The 15,431-nt window shown below is 65.3% G+C and carries 9 protein-coding genes; 7 read left to right on the top strand and 2 right to left on the bottom strand.

Features of this window, described 5'->3' with window-relative positions:
* The first annotated feature begins 131 nt into the window (after window positions 1–131).
* On the top strand, window positions 132–2,651 hold the full coding sequence (locus OU998_RS15050; protein ID WP_267514469.1) for an ATP-binding protein: 2,520 nt from the start codon (window positions 132–134) through the stop codon (window positions 2,649–2,651).
* 3 nt (window positions 2,652–2,654) lie between these two features.
* On the opposite strand, the gene OU998_RS15045 is transcribed toward OU998_RS15050, so the two are convergent.
* Together OU998_RS15045 and OU998_RS15040 are read right to left on the bottom strand one after the other, a co-directional pair.
* On the bottom strand, window positions 2,655–3,992 hold the full coding sequence (locus OU998_RS15045) for a sigma-54-dependent transcriptional regulator (RefSeq protein ID WP_267514468.1): 1,338 nt from the start codon (window positions 3,990–3,992) through the stop codon (window positions 2,655–2,657).
* Entirely contained in the window at window positions 3,992–5,833 is a 1,842-nt protein-coding gene (locus OU998_RS15040) for a sensor histidine kinase (RefSeq protein ID WP_267514467.1), read from the bottom strand. Before OU998_RS15040 ends, OU998_RS15045 begins: the two co-directional genes overlap by 1 nt.
* 242 nt (window positions 5,834–6,075) lie before the next feature.
* Here OU998_RS15040 and OU998_RS15035 point away from each other — a divergent pair, with 242 nt between their 5' ends.
* From OU998_RS15035 to OU998_RS15010, 6 genes are all read left to right on the top strand, one after another.
* A complete protein-coding gene (locus OU998_RS15035; protein ID WP_267514466.1) occupies window positions 6,076–7,431 on the top strand; it encodes a dicarboxylate/amino acid:cation symporter in 1,356 nt (451 codons plus the stop codon).
* Between the two features lie 166 nt (window positions 7,432–7,597).
* Window positions 7,598–8,989: an OprO/OprP family phosphate-selective porin gene (locus OU998_RS15030; protein ID WP_267514465.1), complete on the top strand. Its 1,392-nt coding sequence runs from the start codon at window positions 7,598–7,600 to the stop codon at window positions 8,987–8,989.
* A 109-nt stretch (window positions 8,990–9,098) separates the two neighbouring features.
* Window positions 9,099–11,033, top strand: a complete 1,935-nt coding sequence (locus OU998_RS15025; RefSeq protein ID WP_267514464.1) for a methyl-accepting chemotaxis protein — start codon at window positions 9,099–9,101, stop codon at window positions 11,031–11,033.
* 223 nt (window positions 11,034–11,256) lie between these two features.
* Window positions 11,257–13,788: a TonB-dependent receptor gene (locus tag OU998_RS15020; RefSeq protein WP_267514463.1), complete on the top strand. Its 2,532-nt coding sequence runs from the start codon at window positions 11,257–11,259 to the stop codon at window positions 13,786–13,788.
* A gap of 279 nt (window positions 13,789–14,067) precedes the next feature.
* Window positions 14,068–14,781, top strand: a complete 714-nt coding sequence (gpmA, locus tag OU998_RS15015) for a 2,3-diphosphoglycerate-dependent phosphoglycerate mutase (protein ID WP_267514462.1) — start codon at window positions 14,068–14,070, stop codon at window positions 14,779–14,781.
* Window positions 14,778–15,407, top strand: a complete 630-nt coding sequence (locus OU998_RS15010) for a bifunctional diaminohydroxyphosphoribosylaminopyrimidine deaminase/5-amino-6-(5-phosphoribosylamino)uracil reductase RibD (RefSeq protein ID WP_267514461.1) — start codon at window positions 14,778–14,780, stop codon at window positions 15,405–15,407. The genes gpmA and OU998_RS15010 overlap by 4 nt, the downstream gene beginning before the upstream one ends.
* Window positions 15,408–15,431: the final 24 nt, after the last annotated feature.

The raw sequence follows: 15,431 nt of genomic DNA, 5'->3' as shown, positions 1-15,431 counted from the left end.
GGGCCTATAGCCGAAAGCCCGGGAGTGGTCAACGCGGAGTCTGATTTCGCCGCACGAGGCGTCGTTTGAGCGAGGCCGATAAAGCATTTTCAACGAAATGCCGGCCAATATCCGTTCAAATCGGAAGCCGCATGTTTAGATTACCCGTTTTTGTAACCCTCGTTTGCTTCCTTTGGGGCCATGCCGTCGTCGATGACGCATCCGCCCAGCAGAACAGCGGGGCGCGCTCGCCGCTTGAGCTGGCCCAGGCGGTCGAGCGACGGGCCGGCGCCACCAATTTCGCGGCGCTGGAAGCCTTCGGGCACGACGCGATGAGGCGCAACGACCGCGAAGGCCTACAGCGGCTCTATCATGTGGCCTGGATTTTCCTGAACCAGGGCGAGTTCGACACGGCCGAGATGTGGAACGACCGACTGGCGGCCGCCGCCCGCCATCAGGGGGACCAGCGCTACGTCCGGATCGCCCAACTGAATGGTCTGACCCTGCGCTATGACGAGGGCGAGACCGCCGCCGCCGATGAAATGCGTCGACTTGCGGCGATGGAGCCGGACTGGTTCGCCCGCGTCCACGCCATCCGAATCTGGGCCTTGGCCCTGATGGATCGCGACCAGATCGGCGAGGGATTAAAGCTGCTGGCCGACGCCGACTCCCTCATTCCCGATAAGACTCCGTATGCACAAGTGGCCCGGGCCGGCCTTTGGGAAATGACGGGCATGGGCCTGATGAAGTTGAACGACCTCGACGGGGCCACGGCCGCCTTCGGTCAGTTCGAGATCGACCTGGCCAATCCTGACTATCCACGACCCGACTTCGACGCCATCTACAATCTCTCGCGGCTTTCGGCCCAATTGGGCGATGCTGAGCAGGCGAAGCGCCTTTATCAGGCCCATCATCGGCTGACCCTGCGCGCCGGTCTTCCCAGCCTGGCGGTGTATGACGCCCGGCTGTGCGCCATGGCGGCCGAGGCCGCCGATGCGCCGCAGGATGTGCTGAAGTGTTTGGAGCCCTATGGAGAAGGCTTGGAAGTGGCTTCGTTTCTGGCGGCGCAACTCTTGCCGGTCCGCGCCATAGCTCGCGCCAGGATGGGCCAGGTCGCCGGTGCGCGCCGGGACCTGGAGCAAATCCGCCGCCGGGCCGCCCTCGACCGCTTCCGAGAGGAAGGGCGGTCGGAAATCACCCATGTGGAGGCCGAGATACTGTTCGCCGAGGGGCGGGCGTCCGAGGCCTTCGTCAAGCTTCGCGATCACGCCCGCCAGGAACGTATTGCAGACGCCCGTCGGTTCAGCGGCGGCATCCGTCAGGTCACCGGCGACATGCAACAGCAGTTGATGGAGCGGCGCGCGCAGTTGGAGACAGCGCGGGCCAACACGCGGCTGCAAGGGATATTGCTCGCCTTTTGCGTCATCTTCGTCCTGTCTGCGGGCGCCGCCCTGCTGTGGATGTGGAGCCAGGCCAAGGATCTACGCGTCGCGCGTCGACGTGCGGAAGACGCCAACCGGTCCAAGTCTGAGTTCCTGGCCAATATGAGCCACGAGATCCGCACCCCCTTGAACGGCGTGGTGGCCATGGCGGACGCCCTGACGCGCGCGTCTCTGGAACCCCGTGAACGGGAAATGGTCGATGTGATCCGGTCCTCTGGCGTGACGCTGGAGCGCCTGCTGTCCGACATTCTGGACTCCGCCAAGATCGAGGCGGGACAGATTGCACTGGAACGGTCGATCTTCGATCTGGGCGACACGGTGCGCGGCGCTGCGGCCCTGTATCGACCGAAGGCCGATGAGAAGGGCGTCGAACTGCGCGTCCAGGTCGATCCTCTTGTCGAACGCGCGGTAGAGGGGGATGTGGTCCGTCTGCGGCAGGTGCTGTCGAACCTGATCTCCAATGCGCTGAAATTTACCGAGGCTGGATCCGTCACGGTCACGGCTGCGGTCGCGGACGACGGTCGCGTGCGGTTCACCATCAGCGACACCGGCTGCGGTTTCGACGATGAGCAGAAGTCCCGCATCTTCAATCGGTTTCAGCAGGCGGACGGCTCTATCACGCGTCGGTTCGGCGGGACGGGGCTGGGGCTCGCCATCTCAAGAGAGCTGGTCGAACTGATGGGCGGCGTTCTGGATTGTGACGGCCGGCCGGGCGATGGGGCGGCCTTCTGGTTCGAGATTGCCTTGGCCGAAACGCAGGCCGAGACGTCCGCCTCCGTCGCGCCAAGTCCGGCGGAAACGTCGAACGCAAACGAGGTCGCCTTCCCAGGACGTATTCTTCTGGCCGACGATCATCCCGCCAACCGCAAAGTCATCGAGATCATGCTGGCGGGCTTCCCGACCGAACTGGTCGTGGTGGAGGACGGCGCCCAGGCGCTTGAGGCGTGCAGGCAGGGTGTGTTCGATCTGGTTTTGATGGATATGCAAATGCCGGTGATGGACGGCCTGACCGCCACCGCCGCCATTCGCGCGCTGGAAATTGAGGCCGGGCGGGGACGCACGCCGATCATCATGCTGACGGCGAACGCCTTGGCGGATCATGTGGAGGCCGGACGGGCGGCGGGCGCCGACGGCCATCTGTCCAAGCCGATCACCCTGGCCGGCCTTCTCGATGGAGTGGTTGCGGCCTTGAGTTCGGTCGAACTGCTGAAGGCCCGCGTCGCCGCCTGACGATCAGTTGCGGAAGTCGGCAGGCTTCAACCCGTGGCGCTGCAACTTGTCGTACAGGGTCTTGCGCGGAATCTGCATTTCTTCCAGCACCGCGACGATATCGCCGCGATGGCCTTGAAGCGCGCTCCTCAGCAACTCGCCCTCGAACCGGTGCAGCCGGTCGGGCAGGCTGAGGCCAGAGTCCTCGACGCCGGATCGGTCCTCCAGGCCCAGGACGACCCGTTCCGCGAAATGGGCCAGTTCGCGAATATTGCCGGGCCAGTCTTCTTCCAGAAGACGGCGGCGGACGCCGTCGGTCACGCTCGGCGGTTCGACGCCGTGGCGGTCGGCCGCGCGGCGCAGGAACTGGGCGAACAACAGCGGAATATCCTCGCGACGCTCCCGCAGCGGCGGCACCCGCAGCCGCACGACATTCAGCCGGTAGAAAAGGTCTTCGCGGAAATCGCCGCGCCGCGCCGCCTCGCCTAGGTCGATCTTGGCCGAGGCGAGGATCCGCAGGTCCAGCACCCTCGGTTCGTTGGCGCCGATCGGGTGGACCTCACGCTCCTCGAGCACCCGCAGCATCTTGACCTGAACCCCCAGCGGCATGCTCTCGACCTCATCGAGAAACAGCGAACCGTTGTGCGCCCGCTCCACATGCCCGACCCGTCGGCGCATGGCCCCGGCGAAGGCGCCCAGCTCGTGGCCGAACAGCTCGCTCTCGATCAAGCCGTCGGGCAGGGCGCCGCAGTTGACGGCGACGAAGGGCGCCAGTCGTCTGCGGCCGCCGTTGTGCAGGGCGCGGGCCACCGCCTCCTTGCCGACGCCGGTCTCGCCTTCGATCAGCACATCCATGCGGGCGTCGGCGATCTGGGCGATGGTGGCCCGCAGCGCCGTGATGGCGCGCGACGATCCGGCCAACGGCAGTTCATGCCCGCCATCGCCGGCGGCCAAGGCGGCCAGACGCCGGTTCTCAAGCACCAGGCCGCGCTTCTCCAGGGCCCGGTTCAGGCTGTCCTGCAGACGTTCGAAGGGGAACGGCTTGGCTACAAAGTCATAGGCGCCGTCGTGCATGGCGGCCACCGCGTCGGCGATATCGCCGTGCCCCGTGATCATGATGACCGGAAGGGTCGGGTCCAAGACCTGAAGCCGGGTTAGAAGCTGGCGCCCGTCCATGCCGGGCATACGAAGGTCGGTCACCACCACGCCGGGAAAATCAGCGGTCAAAGACTTCAGCGCAGTCTCGGCGGCGGCGAAGGCTTTCACCTCCAGCCCCTCCAGGGTCATGCGCTCCACCAGCGCTTGCCGGAAGTCCGTGTCGTCCTCGACGAGAGCCACAGTTTGCGAGGGGAAGGGTTGCATCAGGCGGCTTTGAGCGAGGCGATAAAGGTTGCACCCCGGGCGCTGGGGATCAGGTCCAGCTCGCCGCCGAAACTGGCGATGATATCGCGGCAGATGACCAGGCCCAGGCCCAGGCCATTGGCGCGTGTCGTGACGAAGGGGGTGAACAGTTGGCCGGCCACCTCGGGCGCGACGCCTGGGCCGTTGTCGGCGAAGATCAGGCGCACCCGCTCCCCCTGGCGTTCGATCGACAGGATCAGCCGGGCGTCGTCCTGGCCCTCCATGGCCTCCGCAGCATTTTTGATCAGGTTGACGATGACCTGCTCCAGCCGGAATTGATCGGCGAGAATTCGAACCTCGCCGCCGCCGATCCGCTCCAGACTTATCCCGCCTTCCTCCAGCCTTCCGCGGGTCAGTTGCAGTCCGCCCTGGATCGCGTCTTCCAGCTCAATTGCGTCGATGCTGGGCGCGGCCTTGCGCGAGAACAGACGCAGGTCCTGAGTAATGGCGCCGATCCGGCGCGTCAGGTCGCCGATCTTGCGAAGCGCATCACGCGCCTTGTCGGGCTGATCTCGCTCCAACAACAGAACGGCGGTGTCCGCATGGGTCCAGATGGCGGCGACAGGCTGGTTGATCTCATGGGCCACGCTGGCGACGATCTGGCCCAAGGCCGCCAGCTTGCTGGCCTGGACCAGTTCGTCGCGCAGCAGCTCCCGCGCCGCCTCGGCGCGCCGCCGCTCATCGATTTGCCGATTCAGGGCCAGATTGGCCTCGTGAAGCTCGTGGGTGCGTTCGCGGATGCGGCGTTCAAGCTCTAGCCGGCCTTCCTCTTCGGCCCTTGCGCGGGCGATGGCCTGATGACGCCGCCGCAACAGCAGGGCGGCGGCGAGAGCCAGCAGGCTGGTGATCAGCAAGGCGAGCCCGCGCGCGCCCGCCACGGCGGTCCCGACCACGCCCCGCTCGGGCGTCAGCAGATGCAGGGTCCATCCTGGCGTAGCCGTCACGGTCTTGGAATGCATCCAGGTTTGGGGACGGCCTTCGCCTACGGCTGTGCGCACGAGACGGGGCCGATCGCCGTTCGGCGTCTGGAAGGGCAGGGGGGCGAGCGCGTCGGGGCGCAGGGTCAGATCGATCTGGCTGAGACGGCGCCGCGTTTCGTCCATCGTCCCCGTGGTGCGGAAACGCCATTCCGGCACGCTGGTCACCAGGACCACGCCGCCCGGATCGGCCACCCAGGCGGGTTCGCCAGAACTGCGCCATTCGGACTCCAGCGCGTCGAATTCCAGTTTCAGCACCACGACGCCCAGGGGTGTTCCGTCGCTCGCGTCTACACGGCGAGAAAGATACAGGCCGGGCCGTCCGCTGCGCGTGCCGAGCGCATAGAACTCGCCCTTTGCGTCGCGCATGGCGTTGGTGAAATAGGGTCGGAAGTCGTAGCGTATGCCGACGAAACTGGTGGGCGCCTGCCAGTTGCTGGACGCCAGGGTCAAGCCTTTGGCGTCCAGCACATAGATGACGGCTGCGCGCGTCTGGATCGCCAGGCGCTCAAGCTTGCGATCGACGCGATCCACGGCGCCCGTGTCAGGCGATCTGAGAAGTCCCGCCACATCCGGATCCTCCGCCAATATGGCGGGGATGGCGCGCTGCTTTTCCAACTCGCTGCGCAATACCGCCGCATGCATGACGGCGCCGGCGGACGCCTGTCGCTCCAACTCGTCGATCGCGTCACGGCGTGCGGCCTCGCCCACGACGCCGCCCAGAAGCAGACTCGCCGCCAGCCAACCGCCGACTAAGACCGTCCACGGGCGTCGGACAAAACTCGAAGCTTTTTCGATAATGGTGCGCATCGCGGACAGCTTCATTCCTTATCTGTGCGACATTTCGCACAAATGCGCGAACCTTTTGTGTGGTGAACCGCACTGTCTTGTGAAGCTGGTCCGGGTGGATCGATAGACTTCACTTTCTAATCAAAGGTTTAGACTGTCCTTCGAATGAGCTTGGAGGGCTTCAGGCCATGCGAGACATTTGTCGCCGGAACCTCGCCGTCAGCAGCGGGGGCCGTTGAGGAAACCGCGGGATGGTCCCGCAGTGACAGGAGTCTCCCGTGATCGCGCTTCCTTCAGCCGCTGAGCCGGCCGTTCGCCGACCCTTCTATCGGCATCTCTATTTCCAAGTGCTGACGGCCATCGTCGCGGGCGCCGTCATCGGGCATTTCTGGCCTAGCTTCGGCGAAGGCCTGAAGCCCCTGGGCGACGCCTTCATCAAACTGGTGAAGATGATCATCGCCCCGGTCATCTTCCTGACCATCGTCACCGGCATCGCGGGAATGAGCGACATCGGCCGTGTCGGCCGCGTGGCGGCCAAGGCCTTCGCCTATTTCCTGACCTTCTCGACCCTGGCTCTGATCCTAGGCCTGGTCATCGCCAATATCGTCCAGCCGGGCCGTGGGTTGAACATCGACCCCGCCACCCTCGATGTCGGCGCGGTCGCCAAATACTCCGAGCAGGCGCACGAGACGACCATCACCGGCTTCCTGATGGGCATCATTCCGGACACCATGGTTTCGGCCTTCTCTGAGGGCAATATTCTTCAGGTTCTGTTCGTCTCGGTTCTGTTCGGCCTGGCCCTGGCCATGGTCGGCGATGTCGGCAAGCCGGTGCTGAACTTCCTGGAATCGATCAGCCACGCCTTCTTCAAGCTGGTCGCCATACTGATGAAGGCTGCGCCCATCGGCGCCTTCGGGGCCTTCGCCTTCACCATTGGCAAGTACGGCATCGGTTCGATCGCCAATCTGGCCGCCCTGGTGGCCACCTTCTATCTGACGGCCATCGTCTTCGTGGTTGGCGTCCTGGGTCTTGTCGGCTGGGCTAACGGCTTCAACATTCTGAAGCTGATCCGGTACCTGAAGGAAGAGCTTCTGCTGGTCCTGGGCACCTCCTCTTCGGAAGCCGCCCTGCCGTCGTTGCTGACCAAGATGGAACGCGCCGGCGCGTCCAAGTCGGTGGTCGGTCTAGTCGTGCCGACCGGCTATTCGTTCAATCTGGACGGCACCAACATCTATATGACGATGGCGGCGCTGTTCATCGCTCAGGCCCTTAACATCGATCTGACGCTGGAGCAGCAGGTCCTGCTGCTGCTGGTCGCCATGCTGTCGTCCAAGGGGGCGGCCGGCATCACGGGCGCCGGATTCATCACCCTGGCGGCGACCCTGTCGGTGGTCCCCACGGTCCCGGTCGCGGGCATGGCCCTGATCCTGGGCATCGACCGTTTCATGAGCGAGTGCCGCGCCTTGACCAACTTCATCGGCAATGCGGTGGCCACCATCGTCGTCGCCCGATGGGAGGGTGAACTGGATCGGGACGCCTTGAAGGCGGCGCTGAATGGTCCGGCCCAGCCTATCGCGGCTCAGCCTGATCCCGCCGCCGGACCGGGTGACAAGGACCTGGTCACCGCCGATTGATTTCCTCCCCGGGAAACAGGCGCCGTCGCGAAAGCGCGGCGCCTGTACTGCATTTGGGACAGGTTTAAACAACGATACGCAGTTTTGCCTATCCAAATTTGGCCCTTCGTTAACAATCAGGCTTTACGGCTGATCACAACAAGCATCCACTGATGAGTACAGCCCCATGATGATTCAACGCGCCCTGCTGGCGGGCGTCGGCTTCGCCGCCCTCAGCACTTCGGCATTCGCGCAATCGGCGACGCCGTCGGCAGATGAAATCTCGGCCCTGCGTGCACAGGTGCAGGCCTTGTCGGCGCGTCTGGAGCAACTGGAAGCCCAGTCGCACGCTCCGGCCCCGGCGGCGGCGCCTGCTGTTGCGGGTACGCCGCCTCCTGTCGCTGTGACGCCGCGTCCGGCCGCTCAGGCCGCCGCCGCGCCTTCCCCCGTCGATTGGGCCTCGGGCGTGCCCGAGCTGCGCAGCCCTGACGGCAGCTTCACCTTCAAGCCTCGGATGCGCGTCACTGCCGATTTGTCGAACACTTTCGGTTCGGATTTCGACGGCCGGAACCTGACGACGACCGAATTGCGTGGCCTGCGTATCGGCGGTCAGGGCAAGATCGCCGGCGGGTTCACCTACTGGATTGAAGCCGATCTCGCAGACAACGCCGTCAGCATCGCCAACGCTTTCATGGCCTATAACGCCAAACTGGGCGGTCGCGACTTGGAAGTGTCCATGGGCCAACGCCTGAACGACCGCGGCGTCGAAGGCGGCACGGCGGAGGATGTCGTTCCCTTCCTGGAGCGCAGCCTGATGGTCTCGACCGTCGGGCCGGAGCGCGGCGCCTACGGCGTCGGCGTTTCGTCTAAGCTGACCGGCAGCGTTTGGCACGCCTCCTTGTCGCTGACCGGCGACGCCATCAGCGGCGGCACGACGAATGACTCCGTCACCCTGATGGGCCGCACCCACTGGTCGCCGTTCAAGACGGACGCCGGCTTCCTACACCTCGGCGGGTGGGGCTTTGTCGAGGATCTGACGCCTAACGCCTCGGTGGCGGCGCGCAGCCTGGTTGTCACCTCGCGCGGCAACGACAATCTGCGCCTGTCGTCCGGCGCCTACGCCGATCCCAAGGGCAGCAAGGGTCTCGGCCTGGAACTGGGCGGCGTGCACCGCTCGGGCTGGCTGATGGCCGAAGGCGGACGTCGCGTGCTCGAAACGGCGGCCCGTGATTACGACCAGGACGCCTACAGCATCTCGGCCGGCTTCTTCATCACCGGCGAAAAGCCGCCCCTGTCGGCCCGAACGGGCACCTGGTCACGCCCCAAGGTCCTGAACCCGCTGGGGACCGACGGCTATGGCGCGCTTGAGGTTGTCGGCCGTTACGACACGGCCGACTACAGCGACAATCCCACGGGCGGTGAAGCCGATTCCTGGCTGTTGGGCGTCAACTGGTACCCGACCAACAACACGCGCATCTCCACCCATTGGAGCGCCTGGTCGATCGATAACAAGACCGGGACCTATGTCGGCGACGACAGCGGAAATACGGTCACTGTTCGCGTCCAGACGGCCTTCTAAGTCTAGAAGAAACCCGGATAAGTCTAGAAGGAACCCGGAACGGCCCCCCGTTCCGGGTTTCTTCACAATTGATCGTCAAGACAGTGATGAGCCCTAACGAGACGATAAAATGAATCCGAAGAACATTCCGATGCAGCGGAAGCTGGCGATCGCCTTCGCCCTTTTGCTGACTGTGGCCGCCGCGATGATCGGCGCCGTGTTCTTCCAACTGTCAGAGATGAAAACGGCCGCCGAGCTGAACGCTGAGAGTAAAGCGATCATCGATCGCACCCACGTTGCAGAGAAGGGCTTCATTCGTCTGAACTCGCAGATGCGGGGCGTCCTGCTAACCGGCAATGCTGATTATCTCGACGTGTATAAAACCGGCTGGGAGCAGTTCGAAGAGTCCGTCGCCGCCCTTCAAGCGTCCAATCTCACCGCCGAAGAGAAGGCGCTGGTCGATAAGGCTCAGCAGGATGCGATGGCCTGGCGCACCGAGTTCGGAACGCCGCTGACTGAGGCCGCGCTTGATTTGGCGCGTATCGAGGCTGCGCGTCGCGTCGTGATCGACTCGGGCGACAAGGTTCGCGTGACCCACATCACCAAGTCCATTACTCAGGTTCGAGACATCGAAGTCGAGCGGATGAACCTGCGCGACGCCGAACAGGCTTCGGCGATCACGGCCTCCTTCCTCGCCCTGGCTGTCGGCGGGTTGATCCTGGTCGCGGCCGCCGTCTTCCTGGGCGTGCAACTGTCGATCCTGATGGTCGCCCCGGTGCGCCGCATGACCGGCGCCATGTCGGCCATGGCGCAGGGCAAGCTGGACGTCGCTATCCCCGACACGGACCGTAAGGACGAGGTCGGGGCCATGGCCCAAGCCATGCAGATCTTCCGCGACAACGGTCTTCGCGCCAAGACGCTGGAGCAGGAAGCGGAATCGATGCGCGACGAGTCTGAGACCGAACGTCGTCGCCGCGAGGCCGCCGCGCAGCAGGAGGCGACTGAAAACGCCGTCGTTATCGAAAGCCTGGGCAAGGGCCTGTCCGCCCTTGCCGAAGGTGACCTGATCTATCGCATCGACGCGCCCTTCCCCGAGCGCAGCGAAATTCTGAAGACCGACTTCAACCGCTCGATCGCCCGTCTTGAAGAGACCGTCACCGGAGTGCTCGGTTCGGTCCATGGCATCGACTCCGGCGCCGGCGAGATCAGCCAGGCGTCCGACGACCTGTCGCGCCGCACCGAACAACAGGCCGCCAGCCTGGAAGAAACCGCCGCTGCGCTGGATGAGATCACCGCGACTGTGCGCATGACCGCCGAGGGCGCCACCAAGGCGGCCGAGGTCACCAGCGGCGCCCGCCAAAGCGCCGAGGCGTCGGGCGCGGTCGTCATGAACGCCGTCCAGGCCATGCAGAAGATCGAGGGCGGATCGCGTCAGATCAGCCAGATCGTCGGCGTCATCGACGAGATCGCCTTCCAGACCAACCTGCTGGCTCTGAACGCCGGGGTCGAGGCTGCGCGCGCCGGCGAATCCGGCCGCGGCTTCGCCGTCGTCGCCTCCGAAGTGCGGGCCCTGGCTCAGCGCTCGGCCGAGGCGGCCAAGGAGATCAAGACCCTGATCAGCAGCTCGGGCTCAGAGGTCGAGAACGGCGTCCGCCTGGTCAGCGAGGCCGGGTCGGCGCTGCAGGCCATCGCATCCCAGGTCAACGACATCAGCGCCCTGGTGGTGGAGATCGCAGCATCCGCCAAGGAACAGGCCACCGGCCTGCACGAGATCAATATCGCCGTGAACCAGATGGATCAGGTGACGCAACAAAACGCCGCCATGGTGGAAGAGGCTACAGCGGCGAGCAACTCGCTGCGCCAGGAAACGGCTGAACTGTCGGCCCAGGTGTCCTTCTTTCGGGTTTCAGGTGGAAAGTCTGGCGCCAAGGCTTCGGCCGCTCGAGGCGCGCCTGCGAGCCCGCCCTCGCGCGCGGCTCCGAGGGTTGAGCAACGCGTGGTCAAGGTCGCGAACGGACGCGACTTGACGGTCGGTTCTGGTTCTGACGGCTGGGAAGAGTTCTGACAGAATATCAAGGGGTGGGACGCCGGTTCCGCCCCTTCTTCTTCTTTGGCGATAAAACTCGTCTCAACGTCGTTTAACGGGGTGCGCACCAGTTTCCGTCGCACAAGTTTTGTCGGTGTTGAAGGTGAGCCACGCTTTCTGAAACTTCATGAATTTAGCCGCTTTCCGGCCATGATTGTCCCGTCCCAAGGGGGCTGATTTCTTTCTCTGGAACACGGTTCTCATGATCCCGACCGCGCTCATGCTGCTCGCACTCGCTCCGACGGGAGCTTCGGAAATTCAAGCGCCGCAGCAGGACGCGCCCACGACGGTGCTGCCGGACATCGAAGTCACGGCAGTGAAACGCGGCGTGGCTCTTGGAGGGCAGGAGCCGATCGTCTCCTATGACGCCAATCAGATTCAGGCTTTTGGCGCCACCAACATCGGTGAACTGGTGACCCTGCTTGAGGCCCAGACTCGCAGCGCGCGCGGTGGATCACCGGTCTTCCTGGTCAATGGTCGTCGCATTTCCGGCTTCCGGGAAATTCGGGGCATCCCGCCGGAAGCGATCGAGCGGTTCGACATCCTGCCTGAGGAAACGGCCCTGTCCTACGGCTACAGCGCCAATCAGCGGGTCGTGAACATTGTTCTAAAGGCCCAGTTCCGCTCGCTGACCGCCTCGGTCAACGTCAGCCGGTCGGATCAGGGTGGTCGCACGACGACGGCGAGCGAGAACAATATCCTCAACATCGCCGGTGCGGACCGTTGGTCGCTGGACGTCAATGGCGAGAGCAGCAACGCCCTGTATGAGTCCGAGCGGAACATTGATCGCAGTGGGACTAGCACGCAGCTCGACTCGGTTGGCGACACCGACCTGAACGCCTATCGCACCCTGCAGCCGCGCACGGCCGAGGCGTCGGTGGCGGGAACCTACAAGCACGATCTGAACGACAAGGTCGGCATGACCTTGAGCGGCAGCCTGGAGGACAGCAGCAGCCGCAGCTATCTGGGCCTGCCGGGCGTCAGTCTGAGCCTGCCTGAGGGCAATCCCTGGTCGCCCGACGGCGCGGCGGTCGAGCTGTATCGCTACGTCGGCCTGCCGGACGCCCTTCAGCGCCAGACCAATACGCGCACCGCAGAACTGGGCACGGTGTTCGACGGCTATCTGGGCGAGTGGCGCTGGACGGCGACGAGCGAATACAGCCGTATCGAAACGGACACCACGACCGGCGCAGGCCTCGACGACGCCGCCCTCAAGGCGGCGATCCTCGCCGGCGACACGAGCGTTGATCCCTACGGTGACCTGAGCGGGGCGGTCACCCCTGCCGCCCGCAACACCGCAAACTCTATCTCGCAGTCGCTGGAGGGCGAGGTCGTGCTGAACGGCACGGCCTGGGAGCTGCCGGCCGGCGGCGTCACCACCACCTTCAAAGTCGGGGGCGAGCACGAGTCGCTGGATTCCGAGAGCTTCCGATCAGGCGTCTCGACCGACCGCTCGCAGTCCCGCGACCAGGGCAGCCTGCAGGCCAATTTCGACCTGCCGATCTCCAGCGTGGACAAGGGCGTCCTGCCGAAGATCGGCGATTTGTCCGCCAATATGAACCTGGCCTACCAGGAACTGTCGGACTTCGGCGGCGTGTCTGCCCTGGGCGGTGGTCTGAACTGGTCGCCGGTCGCGCGGCTGTCCCTGTCGGCCAACTATTCGGACGAGGACAAGGCGCCGACGATCCAGCAGCTGAACGATCCCACCATCTCGACGCCGAACACCGCCGTCTTCGACTATTCGACCGGCCAGACCGTCCAGGTCACCCAGGTCACCGGCGGCGATCCCAATCTGAAGGCCGAGAACCGCCGGATCCTGAAGCTGGGCGTCAACTGGCAGCCGCTGTCGGCGACCGATCTACGCCTGAACCTGGCCTATACCCGCACCGAGGCCGAGGATGAGATTTCGAGCTTCCCCGCCATCACCCCCGACCTCGAAGCCGCCCTGCCCGAGCGGTTCACCCGCGCGGACGACGGTACGCTTCTCGCTATCGACGCCCGCCCGCTGAACTTCGCCAGCCGTGAGCAGCAGGACGTCCAGTGGGGCTTCAACTTCTCCAAACCCTTCGGCAAGCCCAATCCGGCCATGATGGGCCAGCGACCGGGCGGACCCGGCGGGCCGGGGGCGGGCGGCCCGCCCCCGGGCGGCGCGATGCGTGTGGGCGGCGGTCCCGGCGGTCCCGGTGGACCGGGAGGGCCCGGCGGCGGTCGTATGCGAGGTTCCACCGCGCCCGGCATGCAGCCGGGGCAGGGGATGTTCAACTTCTCGCTGACCCACACCTGGCGCGTTCAGGACGAGGTGGTGATCCGCGACGGTCTGGCGCCGCTGGACCTTCTGGATGGGGATTCCATCTCCGGTTCGGGCGGCCAGTCGCGTCACGAGGTTCAGCTCCAGACCGGCCTGTTCAAGAACGGCTTCGGCGCCTTTGTGAACGCCAACTGGAAGTCGGGCACGACCGTCGACGGGGACAGCGCGGGTTCGGCCGATCTCGACTTCTCGGACCGCACCCAGATCAATCTGTTCGCCTTCGCCGACCTGACCCAGCGCACCGCCTGGGTTGAGCGTTTCCCCTTCCTGAAAGGGGCGCGCGTGGGCCTGGGCGTGCAGAACATCTTCGACGACCGGATTTCCGTCACCAGCAGCGACGGGTCCACGCCGGTCAACTACCAGCGCGACTATCTGGACCCGCAGGGCCGGGTGTTCCGCATCAACCTGCGCAAGATTCTGTACTGACGGGACAGGGCAGGGCGGACTGGCTCCGTCCTGCCTTCTCGGCCTTCTGACCGGTCAGGGCCAGACCACCGCCAGAGCGATCAGAGCGGCGATAGCGGCTAAGGCTATGGGAAAGAACAGACGGTCGGACATGGCGCCAGCCTAGCGGCCGCCCTTGGCCGCCACAAGCCGAGTAGGTGGCGCCTCGGCTGTGCGCTGCAACATGGCGGCGCGCGCAAGCCTTGACCGGCTCATGACGGCGGCTTACCCGGACAGACTGTTTCGCCGAGGACCGATCGAATGCCGCGCCTGATCCTGCTCCGCCATGGCCAGAGCCAATGGAACCTGGAAAACCGTTTCACCGGCTGGGTCGATGTCGATCTGACAGCGGAAGGCGAGGCGCAGGCCCGTCGCGGCGGCGAGCTGATCGCCGAGGCGGGGTTCACGCCCGCGGTCATGTTCACCTCGGTCCTGACCCGCGCCAAGCGCACCGGCGCTCTGGCGCTTCAATCTGCGGGCCTGACGGATGTGCCGGTCGTCGAGGACTGGCGCCTGAATGAGCGTCACTACGGCGGCCTGACGGGCCTCAACAAGGCCGAGACCGCCCAGAAGCACGGCGAAGACCAGGTCAAGGTCTGGCGCCGCAGCTACGATGTGCCGCCCCCGCCGTTGGCGCCCGGCGGAGAGTTCGATTTCAACGCCGACCCCCGCTATGCCGGCAAGGCCATTCCCGACACCGAAAGCCTGAAGACCACCCTCGAGCGGGTCGAGCCCTATTGGGACGCCGAGATCGCGCCGCGCTTGAAGGCCGGCGAGGACGTCCTGATCGCGGCCCACGGCAATTCGCTGCGCGCCATCGTCAAACTGTTGTTCGCGGTGCCGGACGACAAGATCGTCGGGGTGGAAATCCCGACCGGCAATCCGCTGGAGATCGACCTCGATGCCGACCTGAAGCCGACCGCCGCCCGTTATCTTGACGCCGCCCGCGCCGAAGAGCTGCCGGCCGTCGCATGAGCTGGTCCGACGCCGACCGCGCCTTCATGGCCCAGGCCATAGAGCTGGCGACCGGCCGTATGGGCGAGACCTGGCCCAATCCCGCCGTGGGCTGCGTCATCGTCAAGGACGGTCGGGTGATCGCCCAGGCCGCCACGGCGCCGGGCGGACGTCCCCATGCCGAAGAGCAGGCTGTTCCCGCCGCCGGCGCGGAGGTTGCGGGCGCAACCGTCTATGTCACGCTGGAGCCGTGTGGCGCCCGGTCATCGGGTCGGCAGTCCTGCGCCCATTTCCTGACCGAGGCCCAGGTCGGGCGTGTGGTCGTGGCCTGTCTTGACCCCTCGCCCTTCGCCGCCGGCCGCGGCACCGAACGCCTTCGCGCCAAGGGGCTGACGGTCGAGACCGGTCTAATGTGCGAAGAGGGCGCGGCCCTGTGTGAAGGCTTCCTGCATCGACTTGAGACGGGACGGCCGATGGTGCGGATCAGCAAGGATGGGGCGGGCTTCGACGGTCGGTTCGCCGCCTCCGCCAAGGCGGATCTGGTGACCGAGCTGAAGCGGCTGGGCGAGGCCGGCTATACTCGCCTGTGGACATCCCCCGGGGAACTGGCGGAGGCCCTTCGCGAACAGGGGTTGCTGACGGACTGACAACCGTCTGTTGAGCAAGGCTTT

This window comes from Brevundimonas sp. SL130, from assembly GCF_026625805.1.
In the GTDB taxonomy this organism is placed as follows: domain Bacteria; phylum Pseudomonadota; class Alphaproteobacteria; order Caulobacterales; family Caulobacteraceae; genus Brevundimonas.
The sequence above is the reverse complement of the archived record's forward strand: the minus strand, read 5'-3'. Positions and strand labels throughout refer to the sequence as shown.

Coding starts and splice junctions, on each gene's coding strand:
- OU998_RS15050 (WP_267514469.1), top strand. CDS start 132: ATGTTTAGATTACCCGTTTTTGTAACCCTCGTTTGCTTCCTTTGGGGC.
- OU998_RS15045 (WP_267514468.1), bottom strand. CDS start 3,992: ATGCAACCCTTCCCCTCGCAAACTGTGGCTCTCGTCGAGGACGACACG.
- OU998_RS15040 (WP_267514467.1), bottom strand. CDS start 5,833: ATGAAGCTGTCCGCGATGCGCACCATTATCGAAAAAGCTTCGAGTTTT.
- OU998_RS15030 (WP_267514465.1), top strand. CDS start 7,598: ATGATGATTCAACGCGCCCTGCTGGCGGGCGTCGGCTTCGCCGCCCTC.
- OU998_RS15025 (WP_267514464.1), top strand. CDS start 9,099: ATGAATCCGAAGAACATTCCGATGCAGCGGAAGCTGGCGATCGCCTTC.
- OU998_RS15020 (WP_267514463.1), top strand. CDS start 11,257: ATGATCCCGACCGCGCTCATGCTGCTCGCACTCGCTCCGACGGGAGCT.
- gpmA (WP_267514462.1), top strand. CDS start 14,068: ATGCCGCGCCTGATCCTGCTCCGCCATGGCCAGAGCCAATGGAACCTG.
- OU998_RS15010 (WP_267514461.1), top strand. CDS start 14,778: ATGAGCTGGTCCGACGCCGACCGCGCCTTCATGGCCCAGGCCATAGAG.